The sequence below is a fragment of the Marinobacter sp. E2 genome (assembly GCF_055755345.1).
In genome coordinates this window covers 2051384-2064977 of sequence record NZ_CM146911.1, presented here as the reverse complement: position 1 = coordinate 2064977, position 13594 = coordinate 2051384, and the positions used below count along the sequence as shown (strand labels likewise).

The following is a 13594-nucleotide window of genomic DNA, read 5'->3' as shown; positions in this document are numbered from 1 at the left end:
ATAAAGGGACGAATGGTTTGAGCATAAAATCAGCCGGTTTTGTACACCTTCTCGCGCTCATGCTGGTTATCGGTGTGTCCGGACCGCTTGAGGCACAGCAAACCAGCGACGATGTTCAGCTTCCCGAACAGTCGGATGTGCGGATCATCGTTGATATTTCCGGCTCCATGAAGGAAACGGACCCGGAAAACCTCAGACAGCCGGCGGTTCGCCTGCTGGCCAGGCTGCTGCCGGAGGGTTCGACCGCGGGCGTGTGGACCTTTGGCCAGTACGTCAACATGTTGGTTCCGCACCAGGAAGTGACCGATGCCTGGCGGGACATGGCCATTCAGCGCTCGGCCCAGATCAACTCCGTCGCGCTTCGGACCAACCTCGGTGCCGCCATCCAGACGGCCAGCGACGACTATGTCACCGACGGCGACCTGAGCCGGACCCACTTCATTCTGCTCACCGACGGCAAGGTTGATATATCGGACAAGCCGGAAGCCAATGCCGCCGAAGAACAGCGCATTCTCGATTCCATTGCCGCACGCCTGATCGACAGGGGTGCAACCTTCCATCCGGTGGCTCTGTCCGAGGCGGCGGATACCGATTTTCTGAAAGCTCTGGCAACACGCTCTGGCGGCCGCTTCCAGGTGGCCCAGACCGCCGATGCGCTCAATCTGGCCTTCCTGGAGGCGCTGAATACCGCCGTGCCCCAGGAGCAGATCCCCATCGAAGGCGACGGATTTACGGTAGATTCCGGGGTTCAGGAGTTCACAGCGCTGATCTTCTGGGGGGAGTCCGAGACCGCAGCTACCCGTGAACTCACACTGGTTCGCCCCGATGGCCAGGCACTCAGTCTCAATGACGTGCCCGACAACGTGCGATGGGCCAGGGAAGCGGGCTACGACCTCATTACTGTAACCGGCCCCCAGGCAGGGAAATGGGGTATCCAGGGAGAGCTCGGTGAGGGCAGCCGGGTTACCGTGGTCAGCGACCTGCGTATGGTGGTGAGCCCGATGCCCGCGACTTTTTCGGCGGAAGCGCCACTGGACATCCGCGTCGCGTTCTTCGAGGAACAGGAAAAAATCACCAATCCGGATTTTCTGGGGGTACTCGAGGTCAGCCTGAGTATCACCTCTGAAGATGGCCGCAGCGGCACCAAGATTCTCTCCGGAGAACAACCGCCGGCAGATGGCACCTACCGAGACACCGTTGGCCGTTTGCCTGCCCCGGGGCTGTACACCATTGACGTGGTGGCGGACGGCCAGACCTTCAGCCGGAAGTTCAGCGCCACTGTGGGCTTTACCGTGCCCGAGGGCGCTGAGGCGCCGGCGCCAACCGAAGCCATGGGCGAGCCATTTGCCGAACCGGAGAGCGAAGAGGGGACCGCTTTACCGGAGGCGGAGCCATCCGGGACGGCGCCCCAGGCCGAGGCAGAACCCGTAGCTGAGCCGGCCATCGAGTCTCCGATCGATGTCAGTCAGGTCGAGTCTGCTCCTGCGACCTCAGAGGAGGCGCCAGAAGCGCCAGAAACAGCAGCGCCGGAAGAGCAGGCGCGAACACCTTCCGAGGCTGCTCCGGAAGAGGCAGAGCCGACGTCCGGACTTCCTGTCTGGGTCTACGGTGCAGCGGGCGGTGCGGTTGCCATGCTGGCGGGTATTGTCTGGTTTGCTTTGCGCCAGCGTCGTAAGCGTCAGGAGGCGCAGGCCCAGGCGGCCGCTGAGCGGGAAACCCTCGCGGACCTCGATGAAGAGCCAGAGGCTGAATCAACGGCTGAGGCGGTTGCCGAACCGGAACCTGAGCCCGAGCCCGAGCCTGAACTGGAATCAGAGCCAGAGCTCGAACCCGAAGACATTCCCGAAGTCACAGAACCTCCGGCTGAGGAAGAGTTCGCCAATCTCGAAGCGGAGACTGATGAATCCGAACCGCCAAAGGTGGAAGAGGAATGGCCGGCTGAGGCCGGTGACCTGGTCGACGACGATGTGGAAATTCCTGTAGCCGATACGCCGGTGGATGAGGAACCGGCCGGGGACGACGATGACGACGAGGAATTCGGCCTGGAGGATTTCGATCTCTCGGAGTTCGACGATCTGCCGGATTACGATCAGGAGGAGTCCGGACTGCCGGATGACGACACCGACGATAAACGCAAACAGAAAGACTCGAAAAAGTAACCAACAGGAACCAGACCATGAAGTTTACCGGTACCGAGAAATACGTAGCCACCGATGACCTGCAAATGGCCGTCAACGCCGCCATCGGGCTCCAGCGCCCGTTACTGATTAAAGGCGAGCCGGGCACCGGGAAAACCCTGCTGGCCGAGGAAATGGCGGCGGGGCTCGGCATGAAGCTGATTCCCTGGCACATCAAGTCCACCACCAAGGCCCAGCAGGGCCTGTATGAGTACGACGCGGTCTCGCGCCTGCGGGACTCCCAGCTGGGCGATGAGAAGGTCAAGGACATCCGCAATTACATCGTCAAGGGCAAGCTGTGGGAGGCGTTCGAGGCGGATGAGCAGGTGGTGCTGCTGATCGACGAGATCGACAAGGCTGATATCGAGTTCCCCAACGACCTGCTGCTGGAGCTGGACCGGATGGAGTTCTATGTCTATGAAACCCAGCAGTTCGTAAAGGCCAAGCATCGGCCGATCGTGGTGATCACCAGCAACAACGAGAAAGAGCTGCCCGACGCCTTCCTTCGTCGCTGTTTCTTCCATTACATCAGCTTCCCGGACCACGACACCATGAAGAACATCGTGGACGTGCACTTCCCGGGCCTTCAGCAGGCCATCGTGCGCGATGCCCTGGAAGTTTTCTTTGATGTGCGCAAGGTGCCCGGGCTGAAGAAAAAGCCATCAACCTCCGAGCTGATCGACTGGCTCAAGCTGTTGATGGCCGACGAACTGTCCGCAAAAATGTTGCAGGAGAAGGACACCAGCTCGGCTTTGCCGCCGTTGTATGGCGCCCTGGTGAAGAACGAGCAGGATGTACACCTGCTGCAGAAGCTTGCCTTCATGGCACGTCGCCGCAGCTGATCCCGGGCAAGAGTCCTGGCAAACGTCCTGGCAAGAGTCATCGTTTATGTTGATTGATTTTTTTCTCGAGGTAAGGCGCGCGCGGGTCCCGGCCAGTTTGCGGGAGTTCCTGGATCTGCTGGAGGCGCTGCAGAAGCGCCTGGCCTTTGCCGACATGGAAGAGTTCTATTACCTCTCCCGGCTGTGCCTGGTGAAGGACGAGCGCCACTTCGACAAGTTCGACCGTGCCTTCCAGGCCTATTTCGAGGGCATCGAGAACCTCGACGATCTGCTTGAGGCCCTGATTCCGGACGACTGGCTCAGGGCGGAGTTCGAGAAGCACCTGACCGAGGAGGAGAAGGCCAAGATTGACTCCCTCGGGGGTCTTGAGGAGCTGATCGAAACCTTCAAGAAGCGCATGGAGGAGCAGCAGGAACGTCACGCCGGTGGTAACAAGTGGATTGGCACCGGAGGCACATCGCCGTTCGGTGCCAATGGCTACAATCCGGAAGGCTTCCGCATTGGCCAGAAGAACGGTCGCCATGGCCGTGCGGTCAAAGTGTGGGAAAAGCGCGAGTTCAAGGATCTGGACGACAGCGTCACCCTGGGTATCCGGAACATCAAGGTAGCGCTGCGTCGGCTGCGGAAATTCGCCCGCCAGGGCGCCGCGGACCAGCTGGATATGGACGACACCATCCGTTCTACCGCCCGCAACGCCGGTTACCTTGATCTGAAAATGGTGCCGGAGCGGCATAATGCCGTGAAGGTACTGATTTTCTTTGATGTCGGCGGGTCAATGGACCCCCACGTTCGGGTGTGTGAGGAGCTGTTCTCGGCGGCCAGGCTCGAGTTCAAGCATATGGAGTATTTCTACTTCCACAATTTCATCTACGAGAGTGTCTGGAAAAACAACATTCGCCGGATGAATGAGACCACCAGCACCTGGGACATCCTCCACAAGTACACGCCGGACTACAAAGTGATCTTCGTGGGTGATGCCACCATGGCACCCTATGAGATTTCCCACCCTGGCGGATCCATCGAGCACTGGAACGAGGAAGCCGGTGCCACCTGGTTCCAGCGAATTACCGAGCACTTCCGTAAAGTCGTCTGGCTGAACCCGCTGCCGGAGAACTATTGGGGCAACGGTGGATCGCTGGGCATGACCAGGCAACTGGTCAACGACCATATGTACCCGCTGACGGTTGAGGGCCTCGAATCGGCCATGAAGCAGCTGAGCAAGTAAAACAGCGATCCAAAAAAAGCCGATGCGGTTGAGGGCATCGGCAAAGCTCGGCATATCAAGCGGGGTTGCCGCAATGGCAGTCCCGCCATCATGTTGAGAGCAATTACAGGGCCAAATGCCCAAATGTGCCATAAAACAGTTATTTAAATACTTCTCTCTGGTCTTATCCGAGAGGCAAGATACCCCCCGAGCCGCCACGCCTGTCAAAGAACTCGACACTTCCGAGACCCTCCGTTTTTAATTTGGTGATCTGGATACCGTTCTTGGCGGTTACCAAGTGTTACGCTTTCTGCCGATCTGTTACAGAAGATTGCTTCGGTTACAAGGCACGACGGAGTAGGCAGGAGGCTTATGTTCGGCTCAAAACAACCACAACAACGCCGGATACACGGGTGGATTTCAGCCTTGCTGGCCACAGTGATCCTCGCAGGCATCGCCGTCCCGGTCAGCGCTGCGCCGACACTCGATGAACAGATCGCGGAGCTGAACACGCAGGTAGCGGAGCACGCCACCGAGGTGTTGGCGCTTGAACAGAAGCTGCTGCACCCACCCAATACCCGACTGGCAGTTTTCCTGACACTTCAGAACCGCAATGCCCTGAATCTCGATTCGGTGGAGCTGTTTGTCAATGACCAGCCGGTAGCCGCCCATTACTACACCGACCGCGAACGGGCCTCCCTGGAGCAGGGTGGTGTTCAGCAGCTGTTTATCGGCAACCTGGAAAATGGCGAGCACGAACTGCGAACGGTGATTACCGCCCGCTCTGCTGATGAGGATTTCGTCCGTCGAGAGGCAAGTCATCTTTTTCGCAAGCGCCCGGGTGTGCTCAGGCTCCAGATGAGCCTCGACGCCCGCGCCCCGGACTATGAGCCCAGAGTGGCATTCCGGGAGTGGGAGTAAGCCGGCATGGGTCTGCGTGCGTTTCTGCTGGTAGCCGCTGTGGGGCTGGGTAGTACCTGTGCCGGTGCGGCCTCGCCCCTGCCGGAGGAGATCCGTTCCGGGCTCGCATCCTTCCGGACCGCCGAGGGTGTGGGTATACACATTGGAGAAGCCCGGCAGCAGGCGCTCTATGGAGAGGCCGAATCGGCGCGCGCTGACGGCAGAACGGATGACGCGGGGCGCATTCTGGCCGGCATGAAAGAAGGCTACTGGTCTGCCCTCGGTTACCTGAATCTGGCCACCGATTACGCGAGCACTGACCTCAATCCCGCCCGCGCGTTGGTGGCCCTGAGAGTTGCCCTGGCCATGGCGGAGGGCGATCCGGTAATCGAGCGCCGGGCGCACCTGCGCAACAACCTGCTGGTTCGAGCAGGCTACCTTGCCTACCAGCATGGGGAATTCGACAAGGCCATCGGGTTTCTGGAAAAGGTGGATCTGGACAGCTTCAGCACACCTCGGGCGCTTTACCTCCATGGCCTTGCCCTGGCCGAAAAAGGCAATCATCGGGCGGCCATGCAAAGCTGGCATCGGGCACGCAAATACCCGCTGGCCTATCCGGGCGTGGCCGATGCCTGGATCGGCATGGGCCGGGGGTACGATCTCTCCGGCTATCTTGGACAATCCGGGGAAGCTTACCTGGCGGCCAACGCCGCGTTTGAGAGTGAACGGGTGACGTTGCGAAAGCTGGCGGAGAAGATCGGGCGCGACGGCGCCTATAAAACCTTGATCCTTGACGCCCGTGATACCGGCGTTGACTGGTTTCTTGCCGACAGCCGCACATTGACCCAGCCCAGGATGGCTTACCTGCTGGCGTTCATGGAGCAGCCAGAAGCGCAGCATGCGGCCGGGCGGGTTGCGGAGCTGGAGTCACTCAGAGGGCAGCTTGAGAGGTTCGGGCGTGACCTGCAGGTTTTCGAGAGGGCGCTCGAGGCCGCCTTGAGGGATGTGTCCTCAGGGTCGATCGGGAATGGTGATGACACCGAACGCTTGATTCGGGAGGGAGAGGCGCTTCTTGAGCGGATAGAGCGCTTCTCTGTTGGTGCGGGCAAGGAACAGGCCCTCCGCCTGCGGGCACTCAGGACCACCATTGCAGATGCCCGAAGCCGCCTTTACCTTCTGGATCAGCGGGCAACCATCCGGCCAACCGTCCTTGAGTCTCTCGCTGACCAGGCGAGGGCACTCCACCAGCGAAACGAGCGGTTGTTAACCGCAGTGCGCGAACTCTCCGGGAAATCCTCCGAAGCCCTCGACGAAATGGCACTGACGTTTGTTCGGCAGCAGGACCAGAGGATGACCTACGCCCTGGACAAAACCGAACAGCAGATCGCACATCTGTACGAATACCTTGCCCTTCAGAATCTCGGGGAGAGCAGCCAATGAGTGCGTGGCCCCGGAACTTGCCATTTGCTGCTTTTATGGGACTGGTCCTCGTTACAGGGGCGACAACTGCCCAGGAGTCATTCCGGGTGGAGCTTGGAGGCGAGGGCGAAACCCTGGGGGATATGCGGCCCGTGTTCCTGCCATTTGAAAGCCGACCGCTTCCGGCCATTTCGCCGTCGGAGGTTGCCCGGCGGTATCAGCGCTTGTTCCAGTCATCCGATGAACCGGAAGTCCGGATAGATGCCCTGAACCGGCTCGGCAATATTCGGGATCGATCCGGTGAGGACGTGGGTTTTTCACCGACGGAGGAAGAGCAGGCCTACCGCGAGGCCATAGCCAGTTATGAAGCGATCCTGGAGCGGGGCGCCTACGCCGGTCGCCTGGATGAGCTGCTGTACCAGATGGCCAAGGCCCATGCGCTGACCGGTCAGGCGGAGGCCTCTATCCAGCGGTTAAAACAGCTGGTGGGATTGTATCCTGACTCGCCGCTGGTGCCTGAGGCGCGGTTCCGACTGGCAGAGCACGCCTTTGCCGCCGGTGACTATGCCCGGGCCGAGACGGCTTATCGCCAGCTGCTGGAATCGGGCAAGGCCGGCGAATTGGGCACCAAGGCCCGGTACATGCTTGGCTGGAGCCAGTTCAAGCAGGGTTCCGCTGCCTGGGATCGTGCCGCCGGAACCTTTGTAACGGTGCTGGACGAATTCCTGCCGGATTCGGCCAGTCTCTCGACCGTTGCCGAAGCCAATGTCGATACGATTGACGATACCTTCCGCGTACTGGCGTTGATGGCAAGCCGTAATCAGGGGCCTGAATCGCTGGTGACATGGCTCGAGGATTCGGGGCACCCGGCCTGGGAGCATCTCCTGTTCGACCGGCTGGCGGATTATTACGCGGTACGGGGTGAAACGCTTGCCAGCGTTGAAACTCACGAGGCTTTTTTCGATTGGGCGGTTGAACACCGGTCGGAGCCGGACTTCCGGTTGCAGCTGGTTGAGGTGTGGCGCGCCGCCGGCGACCCCGACCAGGCCAGGCGAGCCCGCGCTGAGTTCGTTGCGCAGTATCGTCCGCTTGAGGCCTATTCTGCCCTGGCGGTCGAGCATCAAGCTCGTTGGCAGGAATTCAGTCGCGAACTGGCCGATCATGCGTACGCACGGGGCAGCAGGTTCCTGAAAGGGAATCAGGACGGACTGGCGAGGGACGAGTTCCGAATGGCCGCTGGCTTTTATGAAGGCCTCGCGGCGCGCGTCGACCATGCGGGTGAGGTTCTGAGACTGGCGGGCGATGCGCGCCTCCAGGCAGGCCAGTACCCGTTGGCGCTGGCCGATTTCCGTCAGGCGGCCTATGAGCAGACCGGCTTTGCCGAGGCCGCCGACGCAGGCTGGGCGGGCATAGTTTTGCTTCGAGACGGTGTTGACGGACGAAAGACCGATGAGGCCTTTGCTCCGGGCTTATCGGACCTCACTGGAGAAGCAGACCGCTTCCTCGCGAGGTTTCCCGGGGACCTGCGCGGCATTGGCCTGATGGCAGATCTTGCGGCGCGTTGGCTGGCTATGGGTGATCAGACTCTGGCCCTGGATTACAGTGCCCGGGTAATCGGAAGCTCCGGTGCCTCCGGCGACGAGCGGTTCGCCGCCTGGCAGGTCACCGCCCGTATCCGGCAGCAGAACAGGGAGTACGGTCTTGCTGAACGGGCCTGGAACCAGGCCCTGAAACTCGCAGAGAACGAGGGCGTGTCTGGGAAGGTAGCGGGGCAGACTGAAGACCTCCGCCAGCAATTGGCCACGGTTGTTTACCGCCAGGGCGAGCAGGCCGCCGCGGCGGGCAGGGTAGAGGAGGCCGTTCGGCATTTTCAACGCGTGGAGCCCATTCTTCCCGGCTCCGAGATTGCTATAAAGGCTCGTTATGACGCCGCCAACACGCTGCTCAAGGCGGAAGCCTGGGGCCCAGCGGTGGCAAACCTTGAAGAGTTTCGCAAGGCGTTCCCGAACCATGGCCTGGCTGACGGCATCAGTGAGAAGCTGGTGCTTGCTTGGACCGAGTCCGGCGACTACACCCGTGCGGCTTCCGAGTTATTGCAGACATCGGCGAACCAGGCGGACCCCTGGCCGTTCAGACTTCGTGCCGCCGAACTCCTTGATCGGGCGGGCAATCTTGTTGAGCGCAACCAGCTGTATCGGGATTATCTCGCCGCCCACCCCACCCCCGACGATGGTCAGCAACATCAGCAGTTGCAGACATTGCGTTACCAGTTGATGGAATCCACTGAAGACGCTGACCACTGGCGTGAGGCGCTTGTAGCCGCCGAACTGGACAGTCCGTGGCACAGTGATGCCTCACTGGAATGGGCCGCCCGGGCCTCTCTGGTGCTGGGTGCACGGGCGGCGGCAGCCTTCACCCGCATCGGGCTCGACCATCCGCTCGAGCAGTCGCTTGCTCGCAAACAGGCGGCGCTGGAAGCCGCCCGACAGCGGTTCCTGGATGCCGAAGCATTGGGGGGCGAACAGGTGCTGTCTGAATCTCTGTTTCGGCGCGCGGAGCTTTACCGCGGCCTTGCCAATGATCTGATGGCGTCGTCGGTGCCTGCGGAGCTGAACGAGATGGAGGCCATGCAGTATCAGATGCTCCTTGAGGAGGAGGCCTATCCCTTCGAAGAGAAAGCCATAGGCCTGCATCGTCAGAATCATCAACGGATAACTTCCAGCGGATACGATCCCTGGATTGGCCGAAGCCTGAGTATTCTGGCCGAGCTCCATCCGGGCCGCTATGAACGGAATCTGAAATGGTTGAGCTGGAACATGGAGGTGGCCGATGGTGCTTGAAACCCGGTTTTGCAGGCGTGTGTTCCTGACGCTTCTGGTGGTCGTTTTATCCGGTTGTGCAGGCAAGGCCCCAAAGGAGCCTGAGGCTACCGGAGTGAGCCCGGAAGAGGCCAGAGTGCACGTGCAGGCGGGCCGCGAAGCCTACGATGAGGGCCGGAAGGACGCTGCTGTGGATTCCTGGCAAAAGGCGGTAGCGCTGGACCCGGCTAATTCAGTGGTGGTCAATAATCTCGCGCTTCTTCTCAAGGAGCAGAACCGGTTCGCGGAGGCCGCCGAGCTGCTCGGGCAGGGCATCCGCCGTTCGCCTGCCGTGGCCGAACTGCACTACAACCTGGCCGTGATTTCGGAACTCTACCTGCTGGACCTGGAAACGGCATTGCACCACTACAACCGCTACCGGGAGCTTGCCGCCGAAGAGGACGAATCGGTGGCCGGCTGGATTGCGGATCTGGAACGGAGGCTCCAGTAATGCTGAGCGTTTTCGATAAGGCAACCGCATGGCTATTCCTGGCCTGGATGGTGCTGGCGTTTCTGATGCCCGGGGCGGCAGCTGCCGAGAAGACCACCGACGAATTGTCTTCCCGCCTGAGCGTGGAAGGCATTTCGGCCAGCCTTGGCGAGGATGAACCCAGGGTCCTCTATATCCTGCCCTGGCAGGCACCCAGTCTACCGAAGCGGCCCCGTGCGGAACTGGATGACCAGGCGCCAGAACTGCTGGCCCCGGTCGACCCGCTGGCGCTGGAACGACACCGAGTTTTTCGCGACAACCTGAACCCCCTGATTCTGAGCCCGTTTGCGGGCCCAGCCGGCACTGAGCAGTCATTCACAGGAGAATAACAATGCTGGACACCATCGTACGTTTCTTCCAGGAAGGCGGACCCTTCATGTACCCCATCGCCGTGGTCCTGGTGCTGGGCCTTGCCATCACGCTCGAGCGGTTTTTCTACCTGTCGGCGGTGCGCCGCCGGAACCGCGTGGCCTTTGAAAAAGGCATCCTTCCTCTGTTGCAGAAGCGGGACTACCCGCGGGCGATGAAGCTGGCCAGCAACTCCAACAGTGCGATCGCCTCGATCATGGGTGCGGGCATCGGGCGGCTGCTGAATAACAGCCGTCGGGAAGAGATTGAATACGCCATGGAAGAGGGGCTGATGGAGGTGCTGCCGCGACTTGAGAAGCGCACCCAGTACCTGGCGACCCTGGCCAACATTGCCACACTTCTGGGGCTGTTGGGCACCATTATTGGCCTGATTTCCGCGTTTACCGCCGTGGCGGCGGCCGACCCTTCCCAGAAGGCCAGCCTGCTGTCGGAGAGTATTTCCGTGGCCATGAATACCACGGCCTTCGGGTTGATGTCGGCTATCCCGCTGCTGATGTTCCATGCCGTCCTGCAAACCCGCACCAACGAGATTGTCGACAGTTTCGAGATGGCTGGAGTCAAACTGCTGAACCTGATCTCCGAGCCCGGCACGCGGCAAACGGCCGCCTGAGGAAAGCTCATGAGACGTCGACATCGCAGGACCAACGTTGCGCCGGAGCTCGACATCACCGCCTTCCTCAATCTGATGATAGTGCTGGTGCCCGTGCTGCTGCTCGGCATGGTGTTCAGTCAGGTGCGCATGATCGAGCTGAATTTCCCGGGGTTGCCGGCCGGTGAAGCGCCCAAGGCAGAGGAGCTGCGGCTCGTGGTAACGCTGATCCCCGAGGGCATGGAGGTGGCGGACAGTCGCCTCGGGCTAATCCGGGTGCTGCCTGCGAAGAGCGGTGGTCAGGATTTTGCGGGGTTGCGAGAGGTGCTCCGTCAGATCAAGGCCCGGGTGCCGGAAAAGACGGATGTGATTCTCGAAGTAGGCCCGGAGGTGGATTATCAGACTCTGGTGACCGCCATGGACACGGTCCGGTCGTATCCGGCCGTTGTGGCTGCCAGCGTGGTGGAGGGGGAGCTGTTTCCGGATGTCTCCCTGATGGATGCCACCGATGACAGGCAGTTAGCGTCCAGCGACAAAGCGGCAAGCGGGGAGGGTGCATGAAAACCTCCCGGAAGGCACGTCGTATCCAGCGGCACTACAGTCGCATGCACAAACCCGGTGGCCTGAACCTGGTGTCACTGATGGACATCTTCACCATCCTGGTGTTCTTTCTGATGGTGAACTCATCCGATGTAAAGGTTCTGCAGAACACCGCAGACGTGCCGCTGCCCGAATCCACGGCACGGCAGGAAGCAGTGGAGAACCTGACGGTACGGGTGACCGGGGAGTCGATTCTGGTTCAGGGCAAGGAAGTCGCCCGCCTGGAGGGTATAGAAACCGGAGACACGCACATCTCTGGCCTGTCTGAGGAGCTGGCGTGGCGGCGGGCGCGCTGGGCTGAAGTTCCAGAGGAAGGTCTGGCGGTGACCATCATGGCGGGCCGTGATACCGATTACCGGCTGTTGCGGAAGGTTATGCAAACCTGTGTAGACGAGCAGTACCGGCAGGTCAGGCTGGCGGTTGAATCCGTGGATGTGGCCGAGGGCCTGCAGGAGGGACCTCACAATGGCTGACCAACGGTCGTCTCCGGAGGTCCAGAGCCTGCTGCCCTGGAGTCGGGAGGCAGGTGAGAACCGGCGGTTTATCGTCATACTGGTGGTCATGCTGGCACTGTTCCTGCCACCCGCGTTTCTGATTCCGTCCCTCCAGTTGCCGGAGCGGGACCGCAGCGAGGTAGAGCAGATTCCGCCACGACTGGCCCGGCTTGTGGAAGCTCCGCGGCCCGTGACGCCACCCGAACCGCTGCAGCCCGAACCGCTGCAGCCCGAACCGGAACCTGAGCCTGAACCCTTGCCAGAGCCTGTGCAGCCACCGGAGCCGGTAAAGCCGGAGCCGAAAGTGGCCGAGCAGAAATCGGACCCTGCGCCGGAGCCAGCGCCCGAAGCGACGCAGCCAACGGAAAAGCCTGCGCAGACGGTCGAGCAGGCCCGGGAAAAGGCATCCAGATCGGGTCTGTTGGCAATGAAAGACCGGTTGGCCTCCATGCGAGCCCCTGAGCCGGCATCCGGAAAGCGATTTACCGCTAATAGCGGGACGGAACCGACGAAGGCCGAAACGGCGCCGGATGAGTCGTCGGTCCTCGCCGGCAGTGGTGGCGTCGCCGATCAGGTAATGGAAGACACCTCGGTGGCGGTGGCGGACCATCAGGTGAAGAGCGTAAAGGTTGCGAAAGAGGCGGCGCCGCGGGAGGTTGCGGCGAGCCCTGGCCCTGCCAAGCCCTCGACCGGCGAGCGGGCCATGAGCAACATTCGAAAGGTGTTCGATGCCCAGAAAACCGCGCTTTATTCCCTTTACCGGCGGGAGCTGCGCCAGGATCCGACTCTGGAAGGCAAGGTGCTGCTGGAACTTGTCATCGAGCCCGACGGGTCGGTTTCCGCCTGTGAGGTGGTAAGCTCGGAACTGGAGCACCCCACGCTTGAACAGCGGATTGCCATGCGCGTACGCCTGTTCAATTTTGGCGCCGACAATGTCGAAGCCCGGAGGGTGCGCTTCCCGATCGACTTCCTGCCCGGCTGAGCCTGCGCACAAGCAGTTCGGGGCAGGGCGTCGTCGCCCATCCCCGGCGGTGCAGCAGATCAGCGGTCGATGGTAATCTTCGGCAGTTGGGGTTTGTGCAGGGACACTTTCGTGGTTGGTGCGATGACCTTGGCCTCTCCAATCACCACCTGCTGGTCATTCTGGTTACGCACGTCGCATTCCACCAACACGCGATTCTTTGGCTCCTTGCTCAGCACTTTGAGATTCACCGTCAGGGTGTCATCCAGCTTGACCGGGCGCTTGAACGCCAGGTTCTGTTCCAGATAAATGGTGCCCGGGCCAGGCATCACCGTGGCCAGTGCCGCGGAAATCAGCGAACCGCTCCACATGCCGTGGGCAATACGCTCCTTGAACATGGATCCGGCCGCGAATTCGGGGTCCAGGTGCACCGGATTTACGTCCCCGGAAACCGCCGCAAACAGCACCAGTTCGTCTTCGGTGAGGGTGCGTGTAAAGGTGGCGGTATCGCCTTCATTGAGTTCCTCGTAGGTGAGATTTTCAAGGGTATCAAGGGTATCGCTCATGGCGTGCTCCGCACGAAGGTTGGCTGGTACAGGTGTTCCGGTTATCAATCCGAAAACTACCTCATCGTTAACAAAACTGCTATTCTCTCCCCTCTTTTTTGAGGCTGATACTTTTGTCGGGTTGA

General features: G+C 60.9%; 13 protein-coding genes. 12 read left to right on the top strand and 1 reads right to left on the bottom strand.

Features of this window, described 5'->3' with window-relative positions; translation table 11 throughout:
• Positions 1 to 17: 17 nt before the first annotated feature.
• The 12 genes from AC0J1C_RS09415 to AC0J1C_RS09360 all read left to right on the top strand — a co-directional run bounded on the left by AC0J1C_RS09415 (position 18) and on the right by AC0J1C_RS09360 (position 12924).
• Entirely contained in the window at positions 18 to 2159 is a 2142-nt protein-coding gene (locus AC0J1C_RS09415; RefSeq protein WP_473043606.1) for a VWA domain-containing protein, read from the top strand.
• Between the two features lie 17 nt (positions 2160 to 2176).
• Positions 2177 to 3019 (top strand): AAA family ATPase, encoded by an 843-nt coding sequence (locus AC0J1C_RS09410; protein WP_473043605.1) that lies wholly within the window; start codon positions 2177 to 2179, stop codon positions 3017 to 3019.
• A gap of 46 nt (positions 3020 to 3065) precedes the next feature.
• Positions 3066 to 4244, top strand: coding sequence for a vWA domain-containing protein (locus AC0J1C_RS09405; protein ID WP_473043603.1), 1179 nt, complete (start codon positions 3066 to 3068; stop codon positions 4242 to 4244).
• A 351-nt stretch (positions 4245 to 4595) separates the two neighbouring features.
• Positions 4596 to 5144, top strand: coding sequence for an AraC family transcriptional regulator (locus tag AC0J1C_RS09400; RefSeq protein WP_473043602.1), 549 nt, complete (start codon positions 4596 to 4598; stop codon positions 5142 to 5144).
• Positions 5145 to 5150: 6 nt separating this feature from the next.
• Complete coding sequence (locus AC0J1C_RS09395; protein ID WP_473043601.1) at positions 5151 to 6563, top strand: tetratricopeptide repeat protein; 1413 nt, start codon at positions 5151 to 5153, stop codon at positions 6561 to 6563.
• Positions 6560 to 9382, top strand: coding sequence for an outer membrane protein assembly factor BamD (gene bamD, locus AC0J1C_RS09390; RefSeq protein WP_473043600.1), 2823 nt, complete (start codon positions 6560 to 6562; stop codon positions 9380 to 9382). The genes AC0J1C_RS09395 and bamD overlap by 4 nt, the downstream gene beginning before the upstream one ends.
• Positions 9372 to 9851 (top strand): tetratricopeptide repeat protein, encoded by a 480-nt coding sequence (locus tag AC0J1C_RS09385; protein WP_473043599.1) that lies wholly within the window; start codon positions 9372 to 9374, stop codon positions 9849 to 9851. Before bamD ends, AC0J1C_RS09385 begins: the two co-directional genes overlap by 11 nt.
• Positions 9851 to 10219 (top strand): hypothetical protein, encoded by a 369-nt coding sequence (locus tag AC0J1C_RS09380; RefSeq protein ID WP_473043597.1) that lies wholly within the window; start codon positions 9851 to 9853, stop codon positions 10217 to 10219. The genes AC0J1C_RS09385 and AC0J1C_RS09380 overlap by 1 nt, the downstream gene beginning before the upstream one ends.
• Positions 10220 to 10221: 2 nt before the next feature.
• The gene (locus tag AC0J1C_RS09375) at positions 10222 to 10869 is read left to right on the top strand and encodes a MotA/TolQ/ExbB proton channel family protein (RefSeq protein WP_473043596.1); all 648 of its coding nucleotides are present in this window, start codon (positions 10222 to 10224) and stop codon (positions 10867 to 10869) included.
• A gap of 9 nt (positions 10870 to 10878) precedes the next feature.
• A complete protein-coding gene (locus AC0J1C_RS09370) occupies positions 10879 to 11409 on the top strand; it encodes an ExbD/TolR family protein (RefSeq protein ID WP_473043594.1) in 531 nt (176 codons plus the stop codon).
• On the top strand, positions 11406 to 11921 hold the full coding sequence (locus AC0J1C_RS09365; protein WP_375192879.1) for an ExbD/TolR family protein: 516 nt from the start codon (positions 11406 to 11408) through the stop codon (positions 11919 to 11921). The genes AC0J1C_RS09370 and AC0J1C_RS09365 overlap by 4 nt, the downstream gene beginning before the upstream one ends.
• Positions 11914 to 12924: an AgmX/PglI C-terminal domain-containing protein gene (locus tag AC0J1C_RS09360; RefSeq protein ID WP_375192880.1), complete on the top strand. Its 1011-nt coding sequence runs from the start codon at positions 11914 to 11916 to the stop codon at positions 12922 to 12924. The genes AC0J1C_RS09365 and AC0J1C_RS09360 overlap by 8 nt, the downstream gene beginning before the upstream one ends.
• Before the next feature lie 59 nt (positions 12925 to 12983).
• Here the strand turns inward: AC0J1C_RS09360 and AC0J1C_RS09355 are convergent, their stop codons facing one another.
• Entirely contained in the window at positions 12984 to 13469 is a 486-nt protein-coding gene (locus AC0J1C_RS09355) for a MaoC/PaaZ C-terminal domain-containing protein (RefSeq protein ID WP_473043593.1), read from the bottom strand.
• Positions 13470 to 13594: the final 125 nt, after the last annotated feature.